26 protein-coding genes are annotated in these 24,778 nt (G+C 69.7%); 12 read left to right on the top strand and 14 right to left on the bottom strand.

The features are described 5' to 3' along the window. Positions 1-159: 159 nt before the first annotated feature. The 7 genes from FHW12_RS00805 to FHW12_RS00775 all read right to left on the bottom strand — a co-directional run bounded on the left by FHW12_RS00805 (position 160) and on the right by FHW12_RS00775 (position 7,343). The gene (locus FHW12_RS00805) at positions 160-489 is read right to left on the bottom strand and encodes a lipid-A-disaccharide synthase N-terminal domain-containing protein (RefSeq protein ID WP_182529090.1); all 330 of its coding nucleotides are present in this window, start codon (positions 487-489) and stop codon (positions 160-162) included. Positions 490-588: 99 nt separating this feature from the next. Further along, on the bottom strand, positions 589-1,656 hold the full coding sequence (locus tag FHW12_RS00800; RefSeq protein WP_182529089.1) for a class III poly(R)-hydroxyalkanoic acid synthase subunit PhaC: 1,068 nt from the start codon (positions 1,654-1,656) through the stop codon (positions 589-591). A 14-nt stretch (positions 1,657-1,670) separates the two neighbouring features. Further along, entirely contained in the window at positions 1,671-2,927 is a 1,257-nt protein-coding gene (gene phaE / locus FHW12_RS00795) for a class III poly(R)-hydroxyalkanoic acid synthase subunit PhaE (RefSeq protein WP_220484274.1), read from the bottom strand. A gap of 118 nt (positions 2,928-3,045) precedes the next feature. After that, positions 3,046-3,627, bottom strand: coding sequence for a class I SAM-dependent methyltransferase (locus tag FHW12_RS00790; RefSeq protein WP_182529087.1), 582 nt, complete (start codon positions 3,625-3,627; stop codon positions 3,046-3,048). 478 nt (positions 3,628-4,105) lie between these two features. After that, positions 4,106-4,561 (bottom strand): hypothetical protein, encoded by a 456-nt coding sequence (locus FHW12_RS00785; RefSeq protein ID WP_182529086.1) that lies wholly within the window; start codon positions 4,559-4,561, stop codon positions 4,106-4,108. 77 nt (positions 4,562-4,638) lie between these two features. Then, positions 4,639-6,831: a bifunctional 23S rRNA (guanine(2069)-N(7))-methyltransferase RlmK/23S rRNA (guanine(2445)-N(2))-methyltransferase RlmL gene (gene rlmKL / locus FHW12_RS00780; protein WP_182529085.1), complete on the bottom strand. Its 2,193-nt coding sequence runs from the start codon at positions 6,829-6,831 to the stop codon at positions 4,639-4,641. Beyond that, the gene (locus FHW12_RS00775; RefSeq protein WP_182529084.1) at positions 6,831-7,343 is read right to left on the bottom strand and encodes a hypothetical protein; all 513 of its coding nucleotides are present in this window, start codon (positions 7,341-7,343) and stop codon (positions 6,831-6,833) included. The genes rlmKL and FHW12_RS00775 overlap by 1 nt, the downstream gene beginning before the upstream one ends. 79 nt (positions 7,344-7,422) lie before the next feature. Between FHW12_RS00775 and FHW12_RS00770 the strand changes: the two genes are divergently transcribed. The 4 genes from FHW12_RS00770 (at position 7,423) to FHW12_RS00755 (ending at position 10,179) form a co-directional block, all read left to right on the top strand. Next, positions 7,423-8,019: an N-acetylmuramoyl-L-alanine amidase gene (locus FHW12_RS00770; RefSeq protein WP_182529083.1), complete on the top strand. Its 597-nt coding sequence runs from the start codon at positions 7,423-7,425 to the stop codon at positions 8,017-8,019. A gap of 36 nt (positions 8,020-8,055) precedes the next feature. Continuing rightward, on the top strand, positions 8,056-8,925 hold the full coding sequence (gene tesB, locus FHW12_RS00765; protein ID WP_182529082.1) for an acyl-CoA thioesterase II: 870 nt from the start codon (positions 8,056-8,058) through the stop codon (positions 8,923-8,925). 49 nt (positions 8,926-8,974) lie between these two features. After that, positions 8,975-9,361 carry a hypothetical protein gene (locus tag FHW12_RS00760; RefSeq protein ID WP_182529081.1) on the top strand — a complete coding sequence of 129 codons (387 nt, stop codon included), beginning with the start codon at positions 8,975-8,977 and terminating at the stop codon, positions 9,359-9,361. 116 nt (positions 9,362-9,477) lie between these two features. Further along, positions 9,478-10,179 carry an arginyltransferase gene (locus tag FHW12_RS00755; RefSeq protein ID WP_182529080.1) on the top strand — a complete coding sequence of 234 codons (702 nt, stop codon included), beginning with the start codon at positions 9,478-9,480 and terminating at the stop codon, positions 10,177-10,179. Positions 10,180-10,198: 19 nt separating this feature from the next. Here the strand turns inward: FHW12_RS00755 and FHW12_RS00750 are convergent, their stop codons facing one another. Next, entirely contained in the window at positions 10,199-10,465 is a 267-nt protein-coding gene (locus FHW12_RS00750) for a hypothetical protein (protein WP_182529079.1), read from the bottom strand. A gap of 63 nt (positions 10,466-10,528) precedes the next feature. Further along, a complete protein-coding gene (gene purT / locus FHW12_RS00745; RefSeq protein WP_182529078.1) occupies positions 10,529-11,710 on the bottom strand; it encodes a formate-dependent phosphoribosylglycinamide formyltransferase in 1,182 nt (393 codons plus the stop codon). Between the two features lie 151 nt (positions 11,711-11,861). On the opposite strand from purT, the gene FHW12_RS00740 reads away from it, so the two are divergent. After that, positions 11,862-13,301 (top strand): transglutaminase-like domain-containing protein, encoded by a 1,440-nt coding sequence (locus tag FHW12_RS00740; protein ID WP_182529077.1) that lies wholly within the window; start codon positions 11,862-11,864, stop codon positions 13,299-13,301. On the opposite strand, the gene FHW12_RS00735 is transcribed toward FHW12_RS00740, so the two are convergent. After that, positions 13,302-14,312: a GlxA family transcriptional regulator gene (locus FHW12_RS00735; protein WP_182529076.1), complete on the bottom strand. Its 1,011-nt coding sequence runs from the start codon at positions 14,310-14,312 to the stop codon at positions 13,302-13,304. 90 nt (positions 14,313-14,402) lie between these two features. Between FHW12_RS00735 and FHW12_RS00730 the strand changes: the two genes are divergently transcribed. Both FHW12_RS00730 and FHW12_RS00725 read left to right on the top strand, forming a co-directional pair. Then, on the top strand, positions 14,403-15,248 hold the full coding sequence (locus FHW12_RS00730; protein WP_182529075.1) for a dienelactone hydrolase family protein: 846 nt from the start codon (positions 14,403-14,405) through the stop codon (positions 15,246-15,248). Then, positions 15,245-16,102, top strand: a complete 858-nt coding sequence (locus tag FHW12_RS00725; protein ID WP_182529074.1) for an NAD(P)-dependent oxidoreductase — start codon at positions 15,245-15,247, stop codon at positions 16,100-16,102. The genes FHW12_RS00730 and FHW12_RS00725 overlap by 4 nt, the downstream gene beginning before the upstream one ends. Positions 16,103-16,145: 43 nt before the next feature. Here the strand turns inward: FHW12_RS00725 and FHW12_RS00720 are convergent, their stop codons facing one another. Beyond that, complete coding sequence (locus FHW12_RS00720) at positions 16,146-17,822, bottom strand: M64 family metallopeptidase (RefSeq protein WP_182529073.1); 1,677 nt, start codon at positions 17,820-17,822, stop codon at positions 16,146-16,148. Between the two features lie 114 nt (positions 17,823-17,936). Here FHW12_RS00720 and FHW12_RS00715 point away from each other — a divergent pair, with 114 nt between their 5' ends. The 5 genes from FHW12_RS00715 (at position 17,937) to FHW12_RS21035 (ending at position 21,169) form a co-directional block, all read left to right on the top strand. Further along, complete coding sequence (locus tag FHW12_RS00715) at positions 17,937-18,815, top strand: SPFH domain-containing protein (RefSeq protein WP_182529072.1); 879 nt, start codon at positions 17,937-17,939, stop codon at positions 18,813-18,815. A gap of 82 nt (positions 18,816-18,897) precedes the next feature. Further along, positions 18,898-19,086, top strand: coding sequence for an Arc family DNA binding domain-containing protein (locus FHW12_RS00710; RefSeq protein ID WP_182529071.1), 189 nt, complete (start codon positions 18,898-18,900; stop codon positions 19,084-19,086). 89 nt (positions 19,087-19,175) lie between these two features. Further along, positions 19,176-19,916, top strand: a complete 741-nt coding sequence (locus FHW12_RS00705; protein WP_182529070.1) for a DUF3887 domain-containing protein — start codon at positions 19,176-19,178, stop codon at positions 19,914-19,916. 10 nt (positions 19,917-19,926) lie between these two features. Next, positions 19,927-20,520, top strand: a complete 594-nt coding sequence (locus tag FHW12_RS00700) for a M15 family metallopeptidase (protein WP_182529069.1) — start codon at positions 19,927-19,929, stop codon at positions 20,518-20,520. Between the two features lie 34 nt (positions 20,521-20,554). Beyond that, the gene (locus FHW12_RS21035) at positions 20,555-21,169 is read left to right on the top strand and encodes a DUF7660 family protein (protein WP_220484273.1); all 615 of its coding nucleotides are present in this window, start codon (positions 20,555-20,557) and stop codon (positions 21,167-21,169) included. Between the two features lie 67 nt (positions 21,170-21,236). Here the strand turns inward: FHW12_RS21035 and FHW12_RS00690 are convergent, their stop codons facing one another. The 3 genes from FHW12_RS00690 to FHW12_RS00680 are packed head-to-tail and all read right to left on the bottom strand — an operon-like array spanning position 21,237 to position 24,774. Beyond that, positions 21,237-21,617: a DUF423 domain-containing protein gene (locus FHW12_RS00690; protein ID WP_182529068.1), complete on the bottom strand. Its 381-nt coding sequence runs from the start codon at positions 21,615-21,617 to the stop codon at positions 21,237-21,239. 38 nt (positions 21,618-21,655) lie between these two features. Continuing rightward, entirely contained in the window at positions 21,656-22,897 is a 1,242-nt protein-coding gene (locus FHW12_RS00685) for a DUF4340 domain-containing protein (RefSeq protein ID WP_182529067.1), read from the bottom strand. Then, positions 22,894-24,774, bottom strand: a complete 1,881-nt coding sequence (locus tag FHW12_RS00680; RefSeq protein ID WP_182529066.1) for a GldG family protein — start codon at positions 24,772-24,774, stop codon at positions 22,894-22,896. The genes FHW12_RS00685 and FHW12_RS00680 overlap by 4 nt, the downstream gene beginning before the upstream one ends. Between the last annotated feature and the right edge of the window lie 4 nt (positions 24,775-24,778).

The following is a 24,778-nucleotide window of genomic DNA, read 5'->3' as shown; positions in this document are numbered from 1 at the left end:
GCGGCGGCACGCGCTTCGCGCGTACCGCCCTACCGCGCACCGGTACGGATGGCGAGAGAAGCCCCCCCTGTGGGAGCGGCGGAAGCCGCGACGCTTTATCTATCCATGGCGAAGAGCATCGCGGCTTCCGCCGCTCCCACATCGGCAGTGCCGCGCCGATCAGGTCTCTTCGGATCCGCCGGGGCTCACGACTTCCGGTTCGTGGTGGCGCACGTGCACGTAGACGTTGTAGACCGACACGAACATCGGGAACGCGTTCTGCAGGATGCCGACCGAATCGTTCTTGCCCCAGATGAAGTACGCGAGCGTCATCACGCTGCCGACGATCGACAGGTACCAGAACGACATCGGCATGACCACGCGCCTGGACTTCTTCGTCGCGTAGAACTGCACGAACCAGCGTGCGGTGAACAGGAACGTGCCGAGCAGGCCGACCAGTTTCCACGGCGTGATCGTGAGACCGTACAGGTTGAACAGGACGTCGCTCATGGCGGACTCGCGCGGCGGCTCGAAAGGGCCGACAGCATGCCGCAAACGGGCTTTCGGCGTGGTTTCACGCCGAAAAGCCTGCTTCCCCGGGGCGCCTCCTCAGCGACTGCGCGCGGCGAGCCAGTCGTGGATCGCCGACGGCACCTCGCGCTGCGCGCGGCCCGACACGTAGATGCCGATGTGGCCGCCGCGGAACGCGATCTGCGTGTAGTCGTCGGTGCCGACGTGCTCGCCGAGCACGCGCGAGGCGGACGGCGGCACGAGGTGGTCCTGTTCGGCGAACACGTTGAGCACGGGCATCGTCACGTTGCCGAGGCTCACTTCGCGTTCGCCGATCTTCAGGCCGCCCTTGACCAGCTTGTTGCCCTGGTAGAAATCCTTGATGAACTGGCGGAACGCCTCGCCGGCCTGGTCGGGCGAGTCGAAGATCCACTTCTCCATGCGCAGGAAGTTCTCCATCTCGGCCTTGTCGTCGAGGATGTCGACGAGGCCGATGTACTTCTGCTGGTTCAGCCGCACCGGCTTGAGCATGAGGTAGCAGAGGTTCATGAGGTCGGCGGGCACGTTGCCGAGCGTGTCGACGAAGAGGTCGACATCGAGGTTCTGCACCCAGTTCGACAACATGTTCTCCGGCGTCTGGAAGTCGACCGGCGTGACCATCGTGATGAGGTTCTGCACCTTGTGGGGGTGCATCGCGGCGAAGCACAGCGAGAACGCGCCGCCCTGGCAGATGCCGAGCAGGTTCACCTTGCGCACGCGCGCGTGGCGCGCGACCGCGTCGACGGAGCGTGCGATGTAGCCGTTGATGTAGTCGTCGAGCGTGAGCCAGCGATCGGCGAGGTCGGGGTAACCCCAGTCGATGAGGTACACGTCCTCGCCCTTCGCGAGCAGGTTCTTCACGAGCGAGCGGTCGTCCTGCAGGTCGACCATGTAAGGCCGGTTGACCAGCGCGTAGACGATGAGGATAGGCACCTTCGCGGTCGGCGGACGGTCGCCGCGGAAGCGATAGACGACGAGTTTGTCCTCGCGGTAGATCGCTTCCTTGCTGGTCACGCCGAAGTCGACGTCGTCGACCTTGCGCAGCGTGTCGATCGCCGCGGCGAGCTTGCGTTGGGTGGTCAGCGCCTCGTCGAGCGCCTTGGTCGGTTCGATCTTGATCGGGCCCATGTCGCTTCCTCGTTTCAGCGCTTCTTCTTGTCGGCCTTGCCGGGCTTTTCAGCCTTGCCGGATGCGTCCGCCTTGCGCGTGCCGCGCGAACCGAGCGAAGCATCGGCGAACTTCGCGATGCGCGATGCGAAGTTGCCCGGTGCAACCGCGGCCACCGCGCGCTCTGCGCGCGCCTTGCGCGCGTGACGCTTGGGTGCCTTCGCCTTCACCGGCGTCGGCGCGACCGCCTCGCTCTTGCCTTCCGGCTTGCGAGCAGCCTTGCGCGCGGGCGGCGCCACGGCCGCCTCGGCGACGACCGCCTTCGCCGGCGCTTCGCGGCTGGCCCTGCGGGCACCGCCGACGGCCGCCTTCAGTTCGTCGAGTTCGCCGCGCAACGCCGCGATCTCGTCGATGAGCGCGTCGCCGCCGCGCTGCGCGCGCACCTCGCGCCGCAGCGCCTGCAGGCGTTCACCGATGTTGTTGAGTTCGCTGCGCGTCGGCATGCCGAGGTCGACGCTGAGGCGCTCGATCTCCTGGTGGATCTGCGAACGCAGGCGCATCTGCGCGTTGGTGAGCTCGCCGTAGATTTCGCGGAATTCCTGCGACAGCGCGATCTCGGCGTAACCTTCCTCGGCCGCGTCGACCCAGAGGTCGTACAGCGCGCGCAGCGACTCGATCTGCCGCCCCGGCTGTTCGCGCTCGGTCAGCTTGCCTTCGAACAATTCGAACCCGCGGCGCGCGGCCTCGAGCATCTTCGCGTTGTAGCGCACGAGCTGTTCCTGGTATTCGACCCAGGCGACCGCGCTCTTCTGCTGGTGTTCCTGGTGCTCGCGCAGGTAGCCGAACGCGGGCAGCTGCAGCCACGCCTTCACCTCGTCGACCGGATTGCCGGCGCCCGGCATCGCGCCGAACAGCTTGCCGAACGCGGCCTGCGCATTGCCGGCCGTCGCGTGCTCCTTCCAGAGCCGCGTGAGCGGATGCTCGAACAGCGCGGGACCGCCCGGCATCGTGAAGGCCTGGCGCAACGCGTCGCCCCACGACGGCACGCCGTTCGGTGCGTTCGCGCCAGCGGCGGCGATCAGCGACTGCATGAACGCGACGTAGTTCTTCGCACCGTCGACGAGCCGCTCGATCGTCTGTGCCTGCCCGCCCGTGCCCGGTCCCGCCGCGAACGAACGCGACCACTGCTCGAAGCCGTCGACGCGCCCCTTGCCGGCCTGGTTCATCGCGTCACGCGCGACCTCGGTCCAGGCATTGACGGACTGCTGCGACAGCGCCTGCCATTGCTTCATCCAATCGGGAATCGACGATTCGCCCACGGCGCGGCCTCGCAAGTCTGGGGCAACCATGATACCGCGAGCGTCGTTGCGAAATGGCGGCGCACGACGCGCGCGCCGTCGTCGTGCCACCTCAGTCGCGCGTGTAGACGAACACGAATGCAGGCGGCAGGTTGATCGGCGCGATGCCGCCGCGGCGGACCGACAGGCCGAGCTCGTCGAGCAGGTCGCGCGGAATCGGGCCCGCGGGGCCGTAGGTGAACTGGATCAGCGGCCGCCCCGGCCCGAGCACCGAGAACACCGCGGACAGGATGCCCTTCTGCACCTCGCGCGGCATCGCCAGGAAACCGAGCCCGCTGATTGCCGCGTCGGCGCCTTCGAACCCCGTGCGCGCGGCGATCGCCGCGAGGTCGCAGGCGTTGCCGTGCACGACACGTGCCTCGGGGAACTCCGCCTGCAGCAGGCCGTGGAGCTCTTCGTTGAGTTCGACCACGAGGAGGTCGCGCGCACGGATGCCCTGCGCGAGCAGCGCTCGCGTGAACACGCCCGTGCCTGCGCCGAGTTCGACCACGCGCTGCGTACCCGCCGGCAGCTGGGCGATCATCGCCTGGGTCAACTGGCGACCCGACGGCGACAGCGCGGCCATCGCGCGCGGATTGCGCAGCCACTGGCGAAAGAACGTCCATGCGCCCGGAACCTGCCGTTGCGCCGGCATTCCGGTTCGTCTGCTCTGCTCGCTCATGCACGCTTCGTCGGCCATATGTCGGCCAATCATAACCTGCCGACCGCGCCGGACGGACAGGCCGAAAGTCGCGCGACGAACCCGCTGCACGGCAAACCGGAAGTCCGACCGGCGGCGAACTCAGGAGCGCATCGGCCGCAGCGGCTGCTACGGCACAGGGATGTGCCGCCCGGCCGCGTTTTCGCGAGCACTCAGGAGCGCATCGGCCGCAGCGGCTGCTGCGGCACAGGGATGTGCCGCCCGTCGTTCGAGCGCGAGCTCGGACGACGGAGCCGAGTCCGGATTCACTCCGGACTCGGCGACACGAAACAAGGCCGGGACGGCCGCGTTTTCGGGATCAAAAAAGAAGAAACCCCGCGACGATCAGGGGAAATCGTCGCGGGGCGGAGACGCCGGCGGCAGGAAGGGGGAGGGGTGGCCGCCGACGCTGACTGGTGATCGTGACTAGGCGTCAATGACGATAGCCGTCTCGATCGTAGTAGGAAGCACGGTGACCGTAGTCGCCGTGGTCGTGGTGGCGGTAGCCACCGTCACGATAGCCGTGGTCGCGATAGCCATTGCCGTAGTAACGGTGCGACGGACGGTCGTAGTAGCGCACGCCGTAGCTCGGGTAGTAGTACGACGGACCGTAGTAACCGGCGTCATAGTACGAAGGGCTGTAATAGGCCGGGCCGTAGTACGCCGGTGCGTAGTACGAGCTGTAGCCGCCGTAGTAGCCGCCGCCGTAATAGTAGTTGCCGCCCCAGCCGCGACCGCAGTGGCGGCAGTCGGAGTAGCCGATGCTGATACCCGGCAGGCCGATGCCGATGCCGACGTTCCAGTGGCTGCGAGCGAACGCCGACGGCGCCAGCGCCACACCCACGGCGACCAGGACACCCATGACGAACGAACGAATGGACTTGCGCATCTCCACACCCTCCTCAGGTATGGGACGCATGCTGCGGCCCACCCCCTGAATCGGTCCTGAAATTACTCCACCCCGCGTTAAGAATTCGCTGGCCGCGCGGAGCGCTGTCGCAGTTCGTAACAAACGTGGATCCGCGCGTTGCGGGTGAAGTCGAACGGGATCGTCGACGGCGTGATGTCGCGCACCTCGAACCGCTCCGCGAGCGACGCATCGAGGGTGAAGCGGCGCAGGTTGTTCGAGAACACGATAAGCCCGTCCGGCGCGAGCCGCTCGCCGACGAGGCGCAGCAGTTCGGCGTGGTCGCGCTGCACGTCGAAATCGTCGGCGCGCTTGGAATTGGAGAACGTCGGCGGATCGACGAACACGAGGTCGTAGCGGCCGCGGTCGTGGCGCAGCCAGGCGAGCACGTCCGCCTGCACGAGCTGGTGGCGCGATCCCGTGTGCCCGTTCAGCGTGAAATTGCGCGCGGCCCATTCGAGGTACGTCGCCGACAGGTCGACGCTCGTCGTCGACGCCGCGCCGCCGGCGGCCGCGTGCACGCTCGCCGTCGCCGTGTAGCAGAACAGGTTGAGCACATGCCGCCCGCGCGCGAGTTCGCGCAGGCGCAGGCGCATCGGCCGGTGGTCGAGGAACAGCCCGGTGTCGAGGTAGTCGAACAGGTTCACGCGGAACTTCAGGCCCCCCTCCTCCACCACGAGGAACTCGCCGCGCTGGTCGAAGCGGCCGTACTTGGAGCCGCCCTTCGCCTTGTAGCGCGTCTTCAGCGCGATGCGTTCGCGCGGCACCTCGAGCGCATGTCCCGCCGCGTGCACGAGGTCGCGCAGTCGATCGCGCGCGACGTGCTCGGGAATGTCGCGCGGCGGTGCGTATTCCTGCACGTGCAACCACGTCTGCGGGAACGGCTCGCCGCGCGTGCGTTCGTCGTCGGCTCCGATCGCGCGGTAGACGTCGATCGCGGCCGCGTACTCGGGGATGTCGGCGTCGTACGCGCGCCAGCACGAAACGCCTTCGCGCTCGAGCCGCTTGCGCAGGTGGCGCACGTTCTTGCCGATGCGGTTCGCGACCGCCTGCGCGCCCTCCGACAGCGGCCGCTCCACGCGTTCGCGCGGCGCCGCTTCGGCAAGATCGAACGTGAGCAGGCGGCACTCGAGTGCGCCGTTGTAGAGCACGTAGCGCTTGTCCGCACGCAGGCCGAGCGCATGGCCGAGCTCGTCGTCGGCGACGATCACCGCAGCGCGCCAGCCGATGAACTCCTCGCGCAGGCGCGCGCCGAAGGCGCGATACACGGTGCCGAGGGCGGCCCGCTCGCCGAGGCGTTCGCCGTACGGCGGATTGGAGATCACCAGGCCCGGGCGCTCGACGCCGGCAGGGCGACGCAGGTGCTCGGCCGACTGCCGCGCGAGATGGATGAAACCGGCGACGCCGGCCGCCTGCGCATTGCGCTTGGCTTCCTGCAGCACGTCGGCGTCGTGGTCGTAGCCGAAATACACCGGCTGCAGCGCGCGCAGGCCGGTGGTCGCGCGCACCTGCGCCTCGTCGAGCAACGCCTGCCACGCCGGCGCGTCGTGGCCACGCCAGCCGAGGAATCCCCAGTAGTCGCGACGCAGGCCCGGCGCGACGTCGGCGGCCATCAGCGCGCCTTCGACGAGCAAGGTGCCCGCGCCGCACATCGGGTCGACGAGCGCGCCGCCGTCGGCGGCGATCGCCGGCCAGCCTGCGCGCATGAGCATCGCGCAGGCGAGGTTTTCCTTGAGCGGCGCCTCGCCCGTACCCTGGCGCCAGCCGCGCCGGTGCAGCGGCTGGCCGGCGAGATCGAGCGCGACGCTCGCGCGGCCCTTGTGCACGCGCACGTTGATGCGGATCGACGGGCGCTCGACGTCGACGTCGGGGCGCTCGCCGCTGCGTTCGCGGAACTGGTCGACGATCGCATCCTTTGTGCGCAGCGCGATGAACTGCGTATGGCGCAGCGCGCCGCCGCCGCCGACCGCGTCGATCGCGAACGTACCGCCCGGTGCGAGATGCCGCGACCAGTCGATCGCCTGCGCGCCGGCGTACAACGCGTCGGCGTCCGGTGCGTCGAATTCCGCGAGTTGCAGCAGCACGCGACTGGCGAGGCGCGACCACAGGCAGGCGCGGTAGGCGAGCTCGAGCGGGCCGGAAAAATGCACGCCCGCGAGCGCCTCGCGCGCGTCGTCCGCGCCGAGTGCGCGCAGTTCGTCGCGCAGCAGGTATTCGAGCCCCTTCGGGCAGGTCGCGAACAGCGTCGCCATCAGCCGAGGCCGACCAGGAAATCGCGGAACACCGCGGCACACCAGTCGACGTGCGCGCCGAGGCGATGGTCGTCGCGCACGAGGTGCAGCGTCGCGCTGCGCGCGCGGGCGAAGTCGATCACCGCGCCGACCGGGCAGATCTCGTCGTGCCAGCCGTGCACGAGCGCGGTCGGCACGTCGGCCGCGTCGAACGCGTGCTCGTAACCGGGGATCGCGGTCGGCAGCGCGAGCAGGAACAGCCCGGCGCTCGCGCGCCGCAGCGACGCCAGGCCCGAGGTGAACGCACCCATGCTCGAACCCGCGAACACGACACGACCCTCGCCCGGCGCCTGCTCGAGGCCACGCGCGATGCGCGCGTCGATCGCGCGCGGATCGCGGCTCGCGTCGAGGTCGCGATAGTCGGGCCGCACGCTCGCCCAGCCGAGCGCGTCGCACACGGTCGCGAGCGCGCTGACCTTGGTCGCCTGGGGGCCGCTTTCGAGGCCGTGCGAGAGGATGACCGTGCCTGGCATGGACGTTCGCCGCGATACGCCGGAACGGCGGGGGGCGCGATGCTAGCATTGCGCCCTTCCCGCCGCCGGTTCCAGCGCGATGCCTCCTGTCCTGTCCACGCCGCCGCTCGCGATCGAAGACTGGCCGCTGCCGTACGAGGAGCGCCTCGCCGCACGGCCGTCGTCGGCGATCGACCTCGTGGTGATCCACTGCACCGAACTGCCCGACATGGCGATGGCGCGCGAGTTCGGCGAGCGCATCCACTACGCCGGCACGCAGACCGGCAACAGCGGCCACTACTACATCGACCTCGCCGGCAAGGTGTACCGCTTCGTCGCCGACACGCGCGTCGCCAACCACACCTACGGCTACAACCCGCGCTCGATCGGCATCGAGCTCGTCAACATCGGCCGCTATCCCGACTGGGGCGACAGCCGCCACCAGGCGTTCACGGTGCCGTACACGGCCGAACAGATCGCCTCGCTGCGCACCCTGCTCGCGCAGCTGCGCAACGACCACGCGAACCTGCGCTGGATCGCCGGCCACGAGGATCTCGACCGCCGCCTGGAACCTGCCAAGGACGACCCCTCGGTCCTGCTGCGCCGGCGCCAGGACCCGGGGCCGCTGTTCCCGTGGAACGAGATCGTGCCGTCGAGCGGCCTCGAACGGTTGAACGCCACCCCCACCGTACCCTGACCTATACTTCGCCGCCCTGCCGTCGCTCCGGAACGTATGACGTCCGCCGTCGAAGAACTGCTCTCCCTGCTCCAGCTCGAGCGCCTCGAGGACAACCTGTTCCGCGGCGAAAGCCGCGACATCGGCACGCGCTACGTGTTCGGCGGCCAGGTGCTCGGGCAGGCGCTCTCCGCCGCGCAGCAGACCGTCGACGCCGACCGCAACGCGCATTCGCTGCACGCGTACTTCCTGCGCGCGGGGGACATCGAGCACCCGATCGTCTACAACGTCGAGCGCACGCGCGACGGCGGCAGCTTCTCGGTGCGCCGCGTGACCGCGATCCAGCACGGCCAGCCGATCTTCAACTTCTCGGCTTCGTTCCAGACCGAGGAATACGGCGTCGAGCACCAGCTGCCGATGCCGGCCGTGCCCAAGCCGGACGACCTCGAACCGGTCGAACCGCTGCCACCGGAGGAACTCGCCAAGCTGCCGCCGAAGCTGCAGCGCTGGTTCGGCCGCTCCGGCCCGTACGAATTCCGCCACGTCTATCCGCGCGACGAGCTCAACCCGCCGAAGCGCCCGCCGTTCCAGCAGGTCTGGTTCCGCCTGACCGGGCGCGTGCCCGAGGCGAGCCCGCCGCTGCATCGCGCGCTGCTCGCGTATTCGTCGGACTTCCACCTGATCGGCACGACGATGTTCCCGCACGGCATCTCGTTCCTGCAGCGCAACGTGCAGGTCGCGAGCCTCGACCACGCGATGTGGTTCCACCGCCCGTTCCGCGCCGACGAATGGCTGCTCTACTCGTGCGACAGCCCGACCGCTCAGGGCGGGCGCGGCCTCGCGCGCGGCATGATCTACAGCGAGGACGGCCGGCTCGTCGCCTCGACCGCGCAGGAAGGCCTCGTGCGCATGCGCAGCGAGGGTTGACCGGCCCCGCCATTCACGCCGGCTTTCCCGAACCCACTAGAATCGGACCATGCGCCAGATCTACACGTCACCGCGGATGGAAAACATCGAGCGCGTCGTCGCGCTGATGGCCGAGCACGGCATCAAGACGACGATCGCGAACCGTCGCGCCTACCAGGGCGCGGACTGGAAGCGCTTCAGCTACACCGCCAAGGCCGACCGCGACAACTGGCCGCAGGTGTCGGTCGTGCGTTCGGAAGACCAGACGCTCGCGCGCAAGGTGCTGCGCGACGCCGGGCTCGAACCGGCGACGCGCTTCGCCGACGAACTCGCCGCGGCCCGCGGTGTCGGCAGCCCGACCCAGCACAATCGCGCCTCGCTGCGCATCAAGCTCGTCGTGCTCGCGCTGATCGCCGGCGTGTCGGTGCTGATCGCGCTGAGCGTGCTGCGCCACTGATCGCTGCCGGGCCCGGCGGCGGGCGGTGCGCCCCGCCATTCCCCAACGGCGGGGCGACCGGCCGGCGCGCTCGCGCCGCAACAGGCACGCCGCCCCGAACGGGCTAGAATGAGCCCATGCGTTCGGACGTCGTCCGCCTGTTCCAGACCCTGCCGCACCCGTGCGGCTATTTCGCCTCGCGCACCGCGCAGAACATCGTCATCGACCCGAGCGCGCCGCAGCTGCCGCAGATCTACGACATCGCGGTGCAGCGCGGCTATCGCCGCGCGGGGGGGCACGTCTACCACCCGCAGTGCAACGGCTGCCGCGCCTGCGTCGCCTGCCGCGTGCCGGTCGAGCGCTTCCGCGCGGACCGGTCGCAGCGGCGTTGCCTCGCACGCAATGCGGACCTCGCCGTGCGCGTGATGCCGGCCAACTACACCGACGAATACTTCACGCTGTATCGGCGCTACCTGCGCGCGCGCCATCCCGACGGCGGGATGGACGACGCGCGCCCGGAGGACTTCGCGCGCTTCCTCTACACCGCTTGGAGCCCTACCCGCTTCATCGAACTGCGCGAACGTGAACGTCTCGTCGGCATCGCGGTCACCGACTTCTGCGCTGCCGGCCTTTCCGCGGTCTACACGTTCTTCGATCCGGAGTGCGAGTCACGCAGCCTCGGTACGTTCGCGATCCTCACCCAGCTCGAGATGGCGCGCGAACAAGGGTTGCCGCACGTCTACCTCGGCTTCTGGATCGAAGACCATCCGAAGATGCACTACAAGGCGCGTTACCGCCCGCTCGAAGTGCTGCGCGAAGGAATCTGGACCGATCTCTGAGGCGCAGCCGCCACCCGCTTCAGACGAAGCCGATCTCGTGCTCGCCGTGCATCGACATGACGAGCTTGACCATCGACGACGGCACCATGATCTCGAGTTCGAGCGATTCGCCGTTCGGCCCCTTGCCGGCGAGCGTCATCTCGAACAGCGCGCCCGAGGCGTCGATCTCGCTGCAGACGATGTGCGCGCCACCGGGGGCATCGCGCAAGTACGGCTTGATCGGCTCGCCGAGCGCTTCGATCGCCTGCGGGTAGAGGAATACCGCGTAGTTCTTCGGGTCGGTCATGGGCGGTCCGGATGATGGCGGGACTCGCCGCCGCGCGGCTCTGCCCGCGGGCGGGAGTCAGATTCAGGGTTCGACATGCAGGTGCGAAGCGGCACGCACGGCCTTGGCGACGGCGGCATCGACGTCGACGTCGCGCGCGAGCGTGACCGCCATGCGTCGCTGGCCGCGCACCTGTGGCTTGCCGAACAGGCGCAGCATCGTGTCGGACTCGGCGAGCGCCTCGGCGACGCCGTGGTAGCGCGGCCGGTCGCCGTCGCCGCTGCACAGCACCGCGCACGAGGCCGACGGCCCGAGTTGGCGGATCGCAGGCACCGGCAGGCCGAGGATCGCGCGCGCGTGCAGCGCGAATTCGGACAGGTCCTGTGAAATGAGGGTGACGAGCCCGGTGTCGTGCGGCCGTGGACTGACCTCGGAGAAGATCACGTCGTCGCCCTTGACGAAGAACTCGACGCCGAACACGCCGTAACCGCCGAGCGCGCCCGTGATCGCGGCAGCCTGCCGCTGCGCCTCGACGAGCGCCTTCGTGCTCATCGGCTGCGGTTGCCACGACTCGCGATAGTCGCCGTGCTCCTGGCGATGGCCGATCGGCGCGCAGAAACTCGTTCCGCCCGCATGGCGCACGGTGAGCTGGGTGATCTCGTAGTCGAAATCGACGAAGCCTTCGACGATGCAGCGTCCCTTGCCGGCGCGACCGCCCGACTGCGCGTAGTCCCACGCGGCGTCGACCTCGGCCTCGCCGCGTACCGTGCTCTGTCCCTTGCCCGAACTGCTCATGACCGGCTTGATCACGAACGGCAGGCCGATCGCCGCGACTGCGGCTCGATATTCCTCGAGCGTGTCGACGAAGCGGTAGCGCGACGTCGGCAGGCCGAGTTCCTCGGCGGCGAGGCGGCGGATGCCTTCGCGGTCCATGGTCAGCCATGCCGCGCGCGCGGTCGGGATCACGCGCAGCCCAGCCTGTTCCAGTTCGACCAGGGTCGGCGTGTGGATCGCCTCGATCTCGGGCACGACGAGGTCGGGCCGTTCGAGTTCGATCACGCGGCGCAGCTCGGCGCCGTCGAGCATGTCGATCACGTGCGAGCGGTGCGCGACCTGCATCGCGGGTGCGTTCGCGTAGCGGTCGACCGCGATCACCTCGACCGCGAAACGCTGCAGTTCGATCGCGACTTCCTTGCCGAGTTCGCCCGAGCCGAGCAGGAGAACGCGGATGGCAGTGTCGGTGTACGGTGTACCGAAGGGCTTCATGCGGAGGTTCGCGACGGCGGGCGCGCAGATTCTAGGGAAAGGGCCGCACAAGTCCATCCCGGCGTCGCGCGTGCGCGGATCCGTCGCCGTGCGCCCGATGCGGCGCGCCCGGTTCGGGCACACTAGGCGCCTGCCCCTGCCGGATTCGCCGATGCGTCGCTCGCTGCCGCCCTTGCTCGCCCTGTTCATCGCCGCGCTGCCGCTCGCCGCGAGCGCCGCACCACCCGAGGACCAGTGGTTCACCGTGCTGCTCGACGGCCGCAAGATCGGTTCGTTCGAAGCGAAACGCGAGGTGCGCGGGCGCGAGGTGCACACGACGCAGACGCTCGAGATCGAACTCGAGCGCGCCGGTGTCAAGGTCGCGCTCGGCAGCAGCGAGAGCGCGACCGAGACGGTCGACGGCGCGCCGCTCGCGTTCGCGAGCACGTCGCGCCTGTCCGGCAGCGAAACGCGCATCGACGGGCGCGTGCGCGACGGTTCGATCGACCTCGACACGACCACCGGCGGCGCGACGCAGCACCGCAAGATGCCTTGGCCCGCACACGCGCTGCTGCCGGAGGGCCTGCGCCTCGCCGGCGTGCGTGCCGGGCTCGCCGTGGGCACGCGCTACCGTGCGCTCGCGTTCCAGCCGTCGAGCCTCGATGCAGCCGAGATCACCAGCACCGTCGCCGCACCCGAGCGCGTCGACCTGCCCGGCGGCGCACTCGACCTGCATCCGGTCGACCAGGTACTCGCGTTCCCGGGAGCGCCGATGAAGACGCGCGCATGGATCGACGCCGACCAGACCGTGCACAAGCTCACCCTGCCGATGATGGGCGTCGACCTCGTCCTGCTCGCCTGCGACCGCGCCTGCGCGACCGCGCCGAACCAGGGCAGCGACGTGTTCTCGCGCACGCTGATGCCGTCGCCGCGCGCGCTGCGCATCGAAGAGCTCGCCGGCACGATGCGCTACACGCTGGCGTCGCCACGCAACGAATCGGCGCTCGCGCTGCCCGACACGGACGAACAGAGCGTCGTCGCGCGTGGCGGCGAGCGCGTCGTCACGATCCATCGCGATGCGCGCGTGCGCAAGGGCGAGAAGCCCGATCCATCCGACTACAAGCCGAACGACTGGCTGCAGAGCGAGGCGCCGGAGATCGTCCGCCTCGCCAAACAGGCCGCCGGCGACGCCGCGACGCCGCTCGAGCGCATGCGCCGCGTCGAAACGTTCGTGCGCGGCTACATCCGCAGCAAGACGCTCGACGTCGGCTACGCGTCCGCACTCGAGGTCGCGCGCAAGCCCGAGGGCGATTGCACCGAGCATGCGCTGCTCGTCGCCGCGCTCGGCCGCGCGCTCGGCATCGCGACGCGCGTCGTCGACGGCCTCGCCTACGCACCCGGCTTCGCCGGCAAGGACCAGGTCTTCGTGCCGCACGCCTGGGCGCAGGCGTGGGTCGACGGTCGCTGGCAGAGCTTCGACGCGGCGCTGCCCGGCTTCGACGCGGGCCACATCGCGCTCGGCATCGGCGACGGCGACCCGTGGCGCTTCTACGCCGGCCTCGACCTTCTCGGCCGCATCGAACTGCGCGAGGCGCAGTCGACGACACCGTAGCTACGCACGCCCGCGCTCGCGCCGCCGCGGCGCCGCGACCGCGACCGTCGCGCGCATTCCCGCCGGCGTCGTGCCCGCGGCCTTGCGCATGAGGCGACGCAGCGCGGTCGCGTCCTGGTAGCCGACCGCCGCAGCGACGCGCTCGATGCTGAGACGGCTGTTCTGCAGCAGGCTGCGCGCGCGGTGCAGGCGGATGCTGCGGATCAGCGCGATCGTGCCCATGCCCGTCGCATGGCGCACGCGCCGCCCGAGCGTGCGCTCGGACACGCACAGCTCGCCCGCGAGTTCGGCCACCGACGGCACGTCCGGCAACGCGGTCTCGACGCGCCGGGTCAGCCGCGCGACCAGTGCGTCGCCGCTCGCGAGCATCGCCGGCACGACGAACTGCGCCTGCTGCCCGCGTTCGTGCAGCAACAGCACGCGCGACACGCCGTCGGCGATGCGTGCGCCGAAGCGCGCGCGCAACAGGTGCAGCACGAGATCCGACTGCGCGAACGCGGCGCCGGCCGTGAGCACGGGGCCGTCGATGCAGAGGATGCGATTCGCCTCCACGCGCACGTCCGCGGCGATCCGCGCGAGCTCGGGCGCGAGCCACCACGTCGTCGTCGCGTGGCGGCCCGCGAGTACGCCGGCCGCCTGCAACAGGAACACGGCCGAACACGACGCGGCCACCTGCCCGCCGCCGGCGACGTGCGCGGCGATGTGGCGGACCGCCTGGCGGCAGTCGTCGGCGTCGAGGCGTGTACGCAGCTCGCGCGCGTCCGCGACCCAGATGCCCGGCACGAGCAGCACCGAGCGCGCGGGCTTGCGCCGCGCCGGCAGCCGCGTCGTCGCCGCGGCGATCCCGCCCTGCAGTTCCACGCGGCCGCCCGCGACCGAGTGCAGGCCCCAGCTCGGCGCCGCCTCGCCATTGCGCGCGGCGAGCAGCGCCGCGGCGGCGAGGATGTCGCGCGTCATCGAGACGCCGCTCGGATTGGTGCCGTCGAGCAGCAGCAGCTCGAAATCCTTCATGTCGGAATCAGCCCGGAAGATGTCTTTTCCGACACTACCACGCAGTGCCGCGCGCGGCTCAAATGGACCTCTCACGTCCCGGAGCCCGCGATGAGCACAGCCGACCGCGAAGACGACCCGCTCGACGATTTCGACGCGCGGTCGATCGAACTCGACGGCGTCGCACGCCGTGTGTACGCATCCGGCCAGGGGCCAGGCGTGATCGTGATGGCGGAGATGCCCGGCATCAGTCCCGACGTCGCGCGTTTCGCGCGCTGGGTGCGCCAGGCCGGCTTCACCGTCTACATGCCGTCGCTGTTCGGCCGCGACGGCGCCTATCCGCGCGCCGAAGACGGTCTGGCCGTGTTGCGTCGCGCGTGCATCAGCGCCGAGTTCCACGCGCTCGCCGGGCGCGGTTCGAGCCCGGTCACGCGATGGCTGCGTGCACTCGCACGCTTCGCCCACCGCGAATGCGGTGGCGCCGGCGTCGGCGCGGTGGGCATGTGCTTCACCGGCAACTTCGCGCTCGCGATGATGATCGAACCGGCGGTGCTCGCGCCGGTGTTGGCACAGCCTTCGCTGCCGCTCGACGACCCCGCGGCGATCGAGAGCGACGCCGAGGAACTGCGCGACGTCCGTGCACGGCTCGAGCGCGAGAACCTCGAGGTCCTCGCCTACCGCTTCGAAGGCGATCGGCGTTGCCGCGCCGAGCGGTTCGCCGCCTACGCATCCGCGCTCGGCCCGCGCTTCGTCGCGCGCGTGCTGCCCGACGCGGCCGCACGAGGCGACCCGCCGCCGTTCTTCGCCGAGGTCGTCGGCGGTCCGCACAGCGTGTTCACCGCGCACCTCGTCGACGTCGACGGTTCGCCGACGCGGCGCGCATTCGCCGACGTGATCGCATTCCTGCGCGAACGTCTGTGGGCGCCCGCGCCGTTCGCGGCGGAGACGGTCATATGAACGTCGGCTTCGTCGGCCTCGGCACGATGGGCCTGCCGATGGCCACGAACCTGCTGCGCGCGGGCTGTCCTCTTTGGTTGTGGAACCGCACCGCGGAGCGCTGCGCGCCGCTGCTCGGACTCGGCGCGCACCGCGCGGAATCGATCGATGCATTGTGCCGCGATGCGCAGACCGTCTTGCTCATGCTGTTCGACGAAGCCGCCCTCGACGCCGTGCTCGGCCGTCGCACGCACGCGTTCGGTGCGCGCGTCGCCGGACGCACGCTCGTGCACCTGGGCACCACGTCGCCGGCGTACTCGGCGGCACTCGCGCGCGATCTCGAGGCGTGCGGCGCACGCTACGTCGAAGCGCCCGTGTCCGGCTCGCGCGTGCAGGCCGAACGCGGCGAACTCATCGGCATGGTTTCCGGCAGCGACGACGCGGTCGACGCGGTGCTGCCGCTGCTCGCGCCGCTGTGCCGGCGCACGTTCCGCTGCGGCGCGGTGCCGGGCGCGCTGCGCATGAAGCTCGCGGTCAACCACTACCTCATCGCGATGGTCACCGCGCTCGCCGAAACCGTGCATGCCGCGCGTTCCGGCGGCGTCGACATCGCGCTCTTGCGCGACGTCCTCGACGCCGGTCCGATGGCGAGCGAGGTCTCGCGCATCAAGCTCGACAAGCTCGTACGTGCGGAGTTCGCGCCGCAGGCGGCCGTGCGCGACGTCGCGACGATCGCCGACCTCGTCCTCGCGCAGGCGGACGGCGCCGGCGCGGATGCGCCGCTGATCCGCGCCTGCGCGACGCTGTACCGGCGCGCGCACGACGACGGCTTCGGCGATCTCGACATGGCCGGCGTGATCCACGCCTTCCGATAGTGCCCCGACGCCTCGCCGATGGTCGGCGCGCGGCAGCGGATCGTTACGGGCCGTCGAAGCCGTTGCGGAAGATAACGTCGCCGCCGACCTGGATCGTCCAGCTGCGCTGGTGATCGAGCAGGCTGCCCGCCATCGCCGCGGCGACGAGGTTGGTCGTGTCCTTCACGCGCACCTGCAGCGTGTGCGACGACGGCGTCGACGCCGCCTGGTTGAACACGTAGGTCGCCGAGGTCGCGCCGCCGATCGGATTGCCGTCGAGGTACCAGTGCACGTCGAGCGCGCCGATCGTCGGCAGCAGCAGCGACACGCCGAACGCCTGGTTCGAGCCGGGCACGTACTGCACGGGCACGGCAGTCGCGGGCGATTCGCTGCCGGGCTCGACGAGGTCGATGCCCGCTGCCGGTGCGCCCCAGCCGCCGCGGTAGAGCGTGCGCACGTATTCCTGCCGGCAGACCGGGCAGAACGGCACGCCGAGGAACTGCATGAGGCACTGCGTGTCGACCGGCCGGTACATCCCCGTCGTGAGATAGCGCGCGCCCTGGAACAGGCCGACGCCCGATGTTCCCGACGGCGTCGGGATCGGATTGCCGGGCGTGAACCAACTGTTCCACTTCACCTGCGCGGCGATGGTCTGGTTCGTCACGTTGGGTTCGCACGGCGTGCCGCCGGTATCGCTGCACGGAGGGAAACCCGGGTACGGCGAACTGTACTCGTCGGCAAGCCCGGTGAAGCTGTGGCCGTATTCGTGCAGCACGATCTGCGGCGCCTGCGCATGCGTCGAGGTGACCGAGAGCGAGCCGCCGGAACCGCCGTAGGTGTCGTCGTTGACGACGACGACGATCTTGTCCCAGTCCGGATACGCGGCGGCCGCGGCGAGCACGGAAGCGTCGTCGACGACGAGCAGGCGCTGGATGTTGTAGGCGCAGAACGTCGCGTCGAACGCGGTATCGACGAACTGGCCAGCATGCACGTCGCCGATCGCGTCCGGATCGGAGCAGCAGGTCGCCTGCGTGCAGCCGGCCTGGTACGCAGGGTGGTCCGCGCCGGACTGGTTCGAGGCGATGAACGCGGTCGTCCAGTTCACGAAGCTCTGGTATTCCTTGTACGGCGTGAGACCGAAGAACGCGTCGTGCAGGATCGCCGCGTCAGCATCGAACAGCGAATGCTGCGCGTTGGTGTAGCCGTCGCCGACGACGAGCATGTCGACGCGGTTGGCCGGGCTGCCGCCGCCCTGCAAGCGGTCGATCTGTACTTGCGGCACGCGCGCGGCGAGCCGCAGCTCGCCCGAACGCGCGGCGAGCGCGGCGAGGTCGAAGCGCTGCACGGCTGCCGCGCCGGCGAATTCGACCGCGTCGGCCGACCCTAACGGGACGCGCAACACGAAACTGCGCGTGGCCGCGCGCGGGCGCGTCGAAACGATCGTGCCGTCGCCGCGGTTCGGATCGCGCGCGAACTCGCCGCGCAGGTCCGGGATCGCGACGCTGCGCTCGCCCAGGTCCGCGCCGCCCTTCACGGCATGCCAGGCCACGCGTTCGCCATGGGCGGCATCGAACGTGCGGGCCTCGTCGCCGCTGCCGGCGAGTTCGACCTGCGCGTAGAAGACCGGCTCGACCACGCCGGCAGCGTCGCGCGTGAACACGACGTAATGCGCGGGCGCGGCATGCGCGGCCCCCGCGGCGAAAGCGAGCAGCAGGCCGAGGCGGCCGGCGTTGCGTTCCATGGCGTCTCCCTCCCGAAGTGCGCAAAAAACAGCCTAGCACAGCGGGCGTTCCAGGCCATATTGCAAAGTGATATTAAATTGATATCATACGACCAGGCATCGGGAGATCGAGTCATGAACGAACGCAATGCTTTCTCGCTCGCCGGCATTCCGGTCGTGCTGTTCCTCGTCGTCGCCATACCGTCGACGGTCGCGTCGACGGTCCTCGGCATCGACGCGCATCCGTCCGCCTTGCTGTCGATCATCGTGCCGGCGGCGCTCGCGATGGCCGCGCTGCTGTTCGCGACCGCGGGCTTCTTCCAGGTGCAGCCGAACCAGGGCCAGGTGCTGCAGCTGTTCGGTCACTACGCCGGCACCGTGCGCGACGAAGGCCTGCGCTGGACCAACCCGTTCTATTCCAAACGCGCGGTGAGCCTGCGCGTGCGCAACTTCGAGTCGGGCCGGCTCAAGGTCAACGATGCGGACGGCAATCCGATCGAGATCGCTGCGGTCGTCGTCTGGCAGGTCGTCGACACCGCCGAAGCCGTGTTTTGCGTCGACGACTACGAGAACTTCGTGCAGATCCAGAGCGAATCCGCCCTGCGCCAGATGGCGCAGAGCTACCCCTACGACGCGCACGACGGCGATGCGCCGTCGCTGCGCAGCCACGGCGACGAGGTCAACACGCACCTGCGCCGCGAGATCCACCAGCGCCTCGGCAAGGCCGGCGTCGACGTCGTCGAGGCGCGTATCAGCCACCTCGCCTACGCGCAGGAGATCGCCCAGGCGATGCTGCAGCGCCAGCAGGCCGGGGCGATCGTCGCCGCGCGCGGACGCATCGTCGAAGGCGCGGTGAGCATGGTCGAGATGGCACTCGCCGAACTCGGCAAGCGCGGCGTCGTCGAACTCGACAACGAACGCCGCGCGGCGATGGTCAGCAACCTGCTCGTCGTGCTGTGCGGCGAACGCGGCACGCAGCCGGTCGTCAACACCGGAACGCTCTACACGGGCTGACGATGCCGTCCGTCGCCGCCGCCGACAGGAGCATGTCCTCCACCCCGCGCATCGGCTCGTCGCACGCGTGCGGAGGTGGCGCATGAGCGAGAAGAAGGCATATCCGCTGCGCATCGCGTCGCCCGTGCTCGACGCGATGCAGCGCTGGGCCAACGACGACCTGCGTTCGCTCAACGCGCAGATCGAATACGTGCTGCGCGAAGCCTTGCGCGAAGCGGGGCGCCTGAAGCCCGCGACCAAACCGCGCGCGATCGCCGACGACGCGTCGTGACGCGCCTCGCCGCGGCCGCGGACCGCGGCGCGGCTCAGCCGCGATACAGGCCCGCATGGTAGCGTGCGCCATCCGCTGGAGACCCGTTCATGTCGAAACGATCGCTCGCACCGCTCGCCTTCGCCCTGCTCGCCTGCCTGTCCGCGCAGGCGGCGCCAAAGAAGAAACATGCGCCGCCTGCCACGCAGGACGCGACGACGCCGGCGGCGGCTTCGCAGGAGATCGACGTCGATGCGATGGCGCGCGCGAAGGACGGCAAGCCGACCGAACCGCTGGCCGATCCCGGCGTGGCGGCGCCGGCGGCGGAAACTCCGCCTGCGGGGCAGGCCTCCGAGGCGACACCCGCGGATGCCGCCACCGCGGCGGCTGCGCCAACGCCCGCCCCCGCCGAGAAGGGCGCCGAGCCGGCCGCGAACGCGGCGCCGCAAGCGGCACCCGCCCCTGCGGCGACGGATGCGCCGATGGCCGAACGGCCGTCGCCGCTCGCACCCGAGCCACCGCCGAGCGCGACCGACAAGAGCATCGCCGCGGCTTGCGAGGCGCGCGCGACGTCCCTGCTCGACGCCGCGCAGAAGGCCGACTACGCGACCGCGACACGCGACTTCGACGCCAAGATGCGCACCGCGTTGCCGGCGCCGAAGTTCCAGCAGGCGTGGGAATCACTCGGCCAGTTCGGCCGCCTGCAGGCGCGCGGACAGGCGCACCCGATGAAGGGCGACGGCTACATCGCGATCACGGTCCCATTGATCTTCGACAAGGCCAATCTCTACGCGCAGATCGCCTGCGGCAGCGATGGTCGCATCGCCGGGTTCTACCTGAAACCGCTCTGAGCGCACGCTCATGACGACGCACGCCGACGCCGGCACGGCTCCCGCGCGCTGCGACGACGCGCAGCGGCGTGTACTCGTCGCCGAGGCCCATGCGCTCGGCGTGCCACGCGACTACGGCCGCGTGCGACGTCTCGTCCCCGTGCGCGAACCACGCGAACTCGCGTGCATCGGCGAAGACATCCACCAGCGCCGGCAGTGGCTCGCACCGCGCGCCGCGCGCGCCTACGCGCGCCTGCACGCCGCGGCCGCGGCCGATGCGATCGAACTGCAGCTCGTGTCGGCATTCCGTTCGGCCGAGTACCAGCTCGGCATCCTCAAGCGCAAACTCGAACGCGGCCAGTCGATGGAGGAGATCCTGCGCGTGAGCGCTGCACCCGGCTACAGCGAGCACCACAGCGGGCGCGCGGTCGATCTCACCACGCCCGGCTTCGCCGCGCTCGAGGAGGAATTCGAGCATTCGTCCGCGTTCGCCTGGCTCGTCGCGAACGCGGCGCGCTTCGGTTTCGCGCTGTCCTACCCGCGCGACAACCCGCACCGCATCGCGTACGAGCCGTGGCACTGGTGCTGGCATCGCCACCGCGGCGCCGAATCGGGCATGGTCTGATTCTCCAATGCGCATCCCACCGGATCGTTCGAGCTTGCTGCTCTCCCTTCAGCGCGCGCTGTTGGGAGAAATTTGCGCCGACCTTCGCCAGGCATCCATCGAAGCCGATGCGACCCTGCGCGTGGTACGGGTCCGTTTCGAATTTGACGGAATGCCTTCGGCAACGAGCCGCGAAAGTTGTTCGTGTGTCGCCGGCATGGTGCTCGGAGATTTCCCAGACGACTGGACCCTCGACGAGCAACATGAGTCCACACCCTGCCCCGATCGATTGTCTGGACTCGCACATATCGGGTACTTGCGCGGTGGAGACCGCCGGCATGAACCCGGCGAGCATGTCGCGACGAGACATCGCCACGCCTCGACCATTGGCAAGGTATCGAATAGCGCGAACCTCGATTCGGTTTCGGACGCGTCCTCGTTCGTGCGTTTCGTGGAAGCGTTGGTGGCGGACCGTCGACTAGCTGATTCGCTCGCGCCCACCGTCGATGGCTTCGCGGGAGAGTGGGCGAATCAAAGCATCGCGGATTTCCTCGAAGCGGCCTGCGCGTGGGCGAATGACTCCGCTTTCGGCGAGCAGCAAAGCCTCCAGCGCGAAAACCCATGGCGGCAATTCGCGGTTTTCCTTTGGGCCGGACGCATCTACGAGTAACAGGTAGGTCGGACGCGCACTGCGCTGGCCGGCGCAGCATCGCGATCGCGAGCGGCGCCGGCCGAGCCTACGGGCGCCGTGCGTGCACGGCGAGCGCGAGCCAACCGGCGATGAAGGCGACGCCGCCGATCGGCGTGATCGCGCCTATCCAGCGCGGCGCGCCGAGCGCGAGCGCGTAGAGGCTCGCGCAGAACACGACGATGCCCGCGGCGAACGCGAACGCCGCGAAGCGCAGCGGGCGATCCTCGCGATCGCGCGCGAGTACGCCCGTCGCGAGCAGCGCGAGCGCGTGCCAGAACTGGTATTCGACGGCGGTGTGCCAGGTCGAGAGCGCCGCAGCATCGAGCACGCTGCGCAGCGCATGCGCACCGAATGCGCCGAGCGCGACGGCCACGGCGCCGGCGATCGCGCCGGCGCCGACCGAGAGGCGTGCGAGGTTGTTCGTCATCGCGGCGGCTGGCTCCGGCCGAGGCCGGAGCCGTGCGCTCAGTGCGCCGCGCCGACTTTCGCCGGTTTCGCGGGCGGCTTCGCCGCCGGTGCCGCCTTCTTGTCGTCGAGCGGCTTGAGCAGGTCGGACATCGACTTGTTGATGTTCGCGTACTTGTACGCGGGCAGCACGTAGGTCCAGCCGGAGAAGCGCGTGCCGAGGTCGGCGACGTCCTTGTTCAACGCGGCCAGGCGCGTCTCGCGGTCCTTCGCCGCGTCGTCGATCGACGCCGGCTTGACGGGCGTGACCGCCGCGTCGGCCTTGCCTTCCTTCTTCGTCGCGTCGGCCGCCGCGCTCTCGGCGTCGTAGTCGGCCTTGGCCTTCGCCTGCTCCGCCGCGATGCCCTTGTCCGCCTGCGCGGCGTCGAGCGAGGCGGCAAACTGCGCGTAGCTCTTGCCGTCCTTCTCCCACGCCGTGACGTCGACGACGATGCCGTCGAACGTCGCGTAGCGCGCCTTCAACGCCTGCTCCGGCGGCATCGCGTCCTTCGCCGCGACGACGTCGTCGAAGCGCAGGCCCGCGAGCGCGGCAGCGAGGCCGTTGATCGCGAACTCCGAGCCCGCCTCGCGGCCCTTCGGCACGTCGGCGAGCACGTAGTTCGCATCGCCCTCGGCATTCTTCGCGATCGCGACCTTGCTGCCGTCCGCATGCGTGATCGCGACCGCGGCGATGCGCGTCGCCGCGATGTCGGCGAGGTCCTTGCGCAACCAGTCCGCGCCGTTCTTGTCGACCGCGAGCGACGTCGACACGAGCCAGCTCTCGGGCTGCCCGGCGACGCGCACGTAGGTGCCGCCGCGCGGATCGGCGTTGCCGACGACGAGTACGAGCGGCTTGGCGAGGCCGTCGAGTTCGACCTGCAGGCCCTTCGCGTCCTTCGCGGCGACGTCCTCGACGCCGAGCAGCGCGTACTTGTCCTTGTTCGAGGTCTTCTGCTCGACGCGCCTGGCGTCGGCGAGCTTGAGCAGGAACGCGCGCAGCTTGCCGGTGTCGGCCGGGTAGCCGCCCTTCTCCGCGAGCGTCCAGCCGTTCGCGCCACGCTCGAGCGTCGCGACGACCTTGCTGTCGGCGCCGGTGACGACGACCTTGGCGACGTCGTTGACGTGGTCGCGCAGTTCCGGCACGAGGTAGGCCGAAGCCTCCGCCTGCCCGCTCTGCGGCCGGTTCGAATGGTTCAACGCGACCGCGGCGCCGATCGCGACGAGCGCGGCCACGCCGAGGCCGATCAGGGTCTTCTGGTTCATGCGTGGGCTCCCTGGGCGGCGCGACGACGCTGCATGCGCCACCACGCGAACGCGAGTGCGGCGAGCGTGACGAGCAACGGCATCAGCACGATGTTGACGAGCTTCAGCCGCGTGCCGAGCGACTCGATTTCGGCGTCGAGCTGGCGCCGCACCTGGCGCAGCTCCTTGCGGATCTCGAGCTTGCGGTCGAGGAACTTCTCGAGCTCGGCCTTCTGCTCGGTCGAGAGGATCTGCGCCTGGTCCTGGCTCTTCGCGCTCTGCAGCTCGGTGAGCTTGCGCTCGGTCTCCGACAGCTCGCGCTGCAGGTCCTGCTCCTTGGCGCGGAATCGCTCGTCGGCGTTGCGCTTGATCGCCTCGACCGTCGTGAATGGGCGCTGCGAGGTCGCGCGACCGCGAATCGAGATGAGGTCGCTCGAGCCGGCCATGTTGTCGAGCGCATTGACCGCGAAGTCGCCGTTGTTGGCGAACGGATTCATGATCTGCTGGCCCAGGAACGGACGCACCTGCACCCACATGCGGTCGCTGAGCAGGTCGGTGTCGGCGACGAGCACGATCTGCCCGTTCGCGTCCTTCGACTGCTTGAGCGCGCCGGCGTCGTTGCGCTCGGGGAACGCGGTCTTGAACGTGCCGGACAGGCGCGCCGCGATCACGAACGGTGTGCCGGCGGCCTTGTAACCCTGCAACAGCGAAGACGGATCGCCGAGCATGCGCAGGCGGTCCGACGGCACGCTCATCGCGTCGGAGGTCGTCTGCAGCAACGGCACGAGCTTCTCGTCCTTGGCGTCCTTGGCGAGGTCGAACGAACCGGCGGTCGACACGTTGATGCTGTCGAGGTTCGCGGTCAGCACGTCGTCGTGGTTGAGGTCGGCCTGGGTCAGGCCGAGGATGCCCGGATGGCGCACCGGCGCCGTGCCTTCGCCGGTCTGGATCGGCAGGCCGCGCGCCCGATCGAGCACGACCTTGTGCGCGTCGTATTCGACGCCCCACGCCTTGAACAGCTTCGGCAGGTCGGACGACTTGTCGGCCATCATGCCGGCCATCGGGTTGGACGGATCGGCGCCGCTGTCGTCGAGCTCGGCGCTCGGGTCGACGAACACGAGCAGGTGGCCGCCGCGCAGCACGAACTGGTCGATCGCGTACTGCGCGTCGTCGGACAGGTTCTTCGGCTGCACGACGATGAGCACGTCCATGTCCTTGTCGATCGCCTTGAGGCTCGCCGCGTCGACCGGCTTGACGTCGAACAGTTGCGTCCACTGCTGGTAGATCGCCCACGGCTGGCGCATCTGCTGCGTCTGCGGATCGAAGCCGGCCGCGATCGGCAGCCCCGACAGCAGGCCGACGACCGGCTTCTTCGGCGTCTCGAGGTCGTGGATGAGCTTGGCGACGTCGTACTCGAGGAACGCTTCCTTGTCCGGCTGCAGGAACGGGATCGAGGCGTGGCCGTTGGTCGAGTTGGTGCCGGCGATGCCGAGGAACACCTTGTCGCCCGAAGCCGACACCGGCACGGCCTGGAGGCCGAGGCTCGCCGCGCGATCCTCGTCCTCGGAGAACGGCAGCGGGTCGATCACCTGCAGTCGCAGCTTGCCGCCGGAACGCGCGGCCATCTCCTGCAGCATTTCGCGCACGGTCGTGAAGTAGCTGCGCAACTGCGGGATGCCCTCGCTCGCCTTGTCGGAGAAGAACAGGTAGAGGTCGATCGGCTCGTCGATCGACTTCAGGATGTTCCTGGTGCCGTCGGAAAGCGTGTACAGGTGGTTCTGCGTGAGGTCGGCGCGCGCGCCGCGGAACACGACGTTGACCAGCAGCATGACCGCGACGAACAGCGCGGCGAGCACGGCCAGTGCGGTACCCGAAAGGGCCTTGCGATTGAGTTGCATGCTC

The sequence above is a fragment of the Dokdonella fugitiva genome, from assembly GCF_014138265.1.
GTDB classification, from domain to species: domain Bacteria; phylum Pseudomonadota; class Gammaproteobacteria; order Xanthomonadales; family Rhodanobacteraceae; genus Dokdonella_A; species Dokdonella_A fugitiva_A.
Note: the sequence above shows the minus strand (reverse complement) of the source record. Positions and strands in the feature narration are given on the sequence as shown.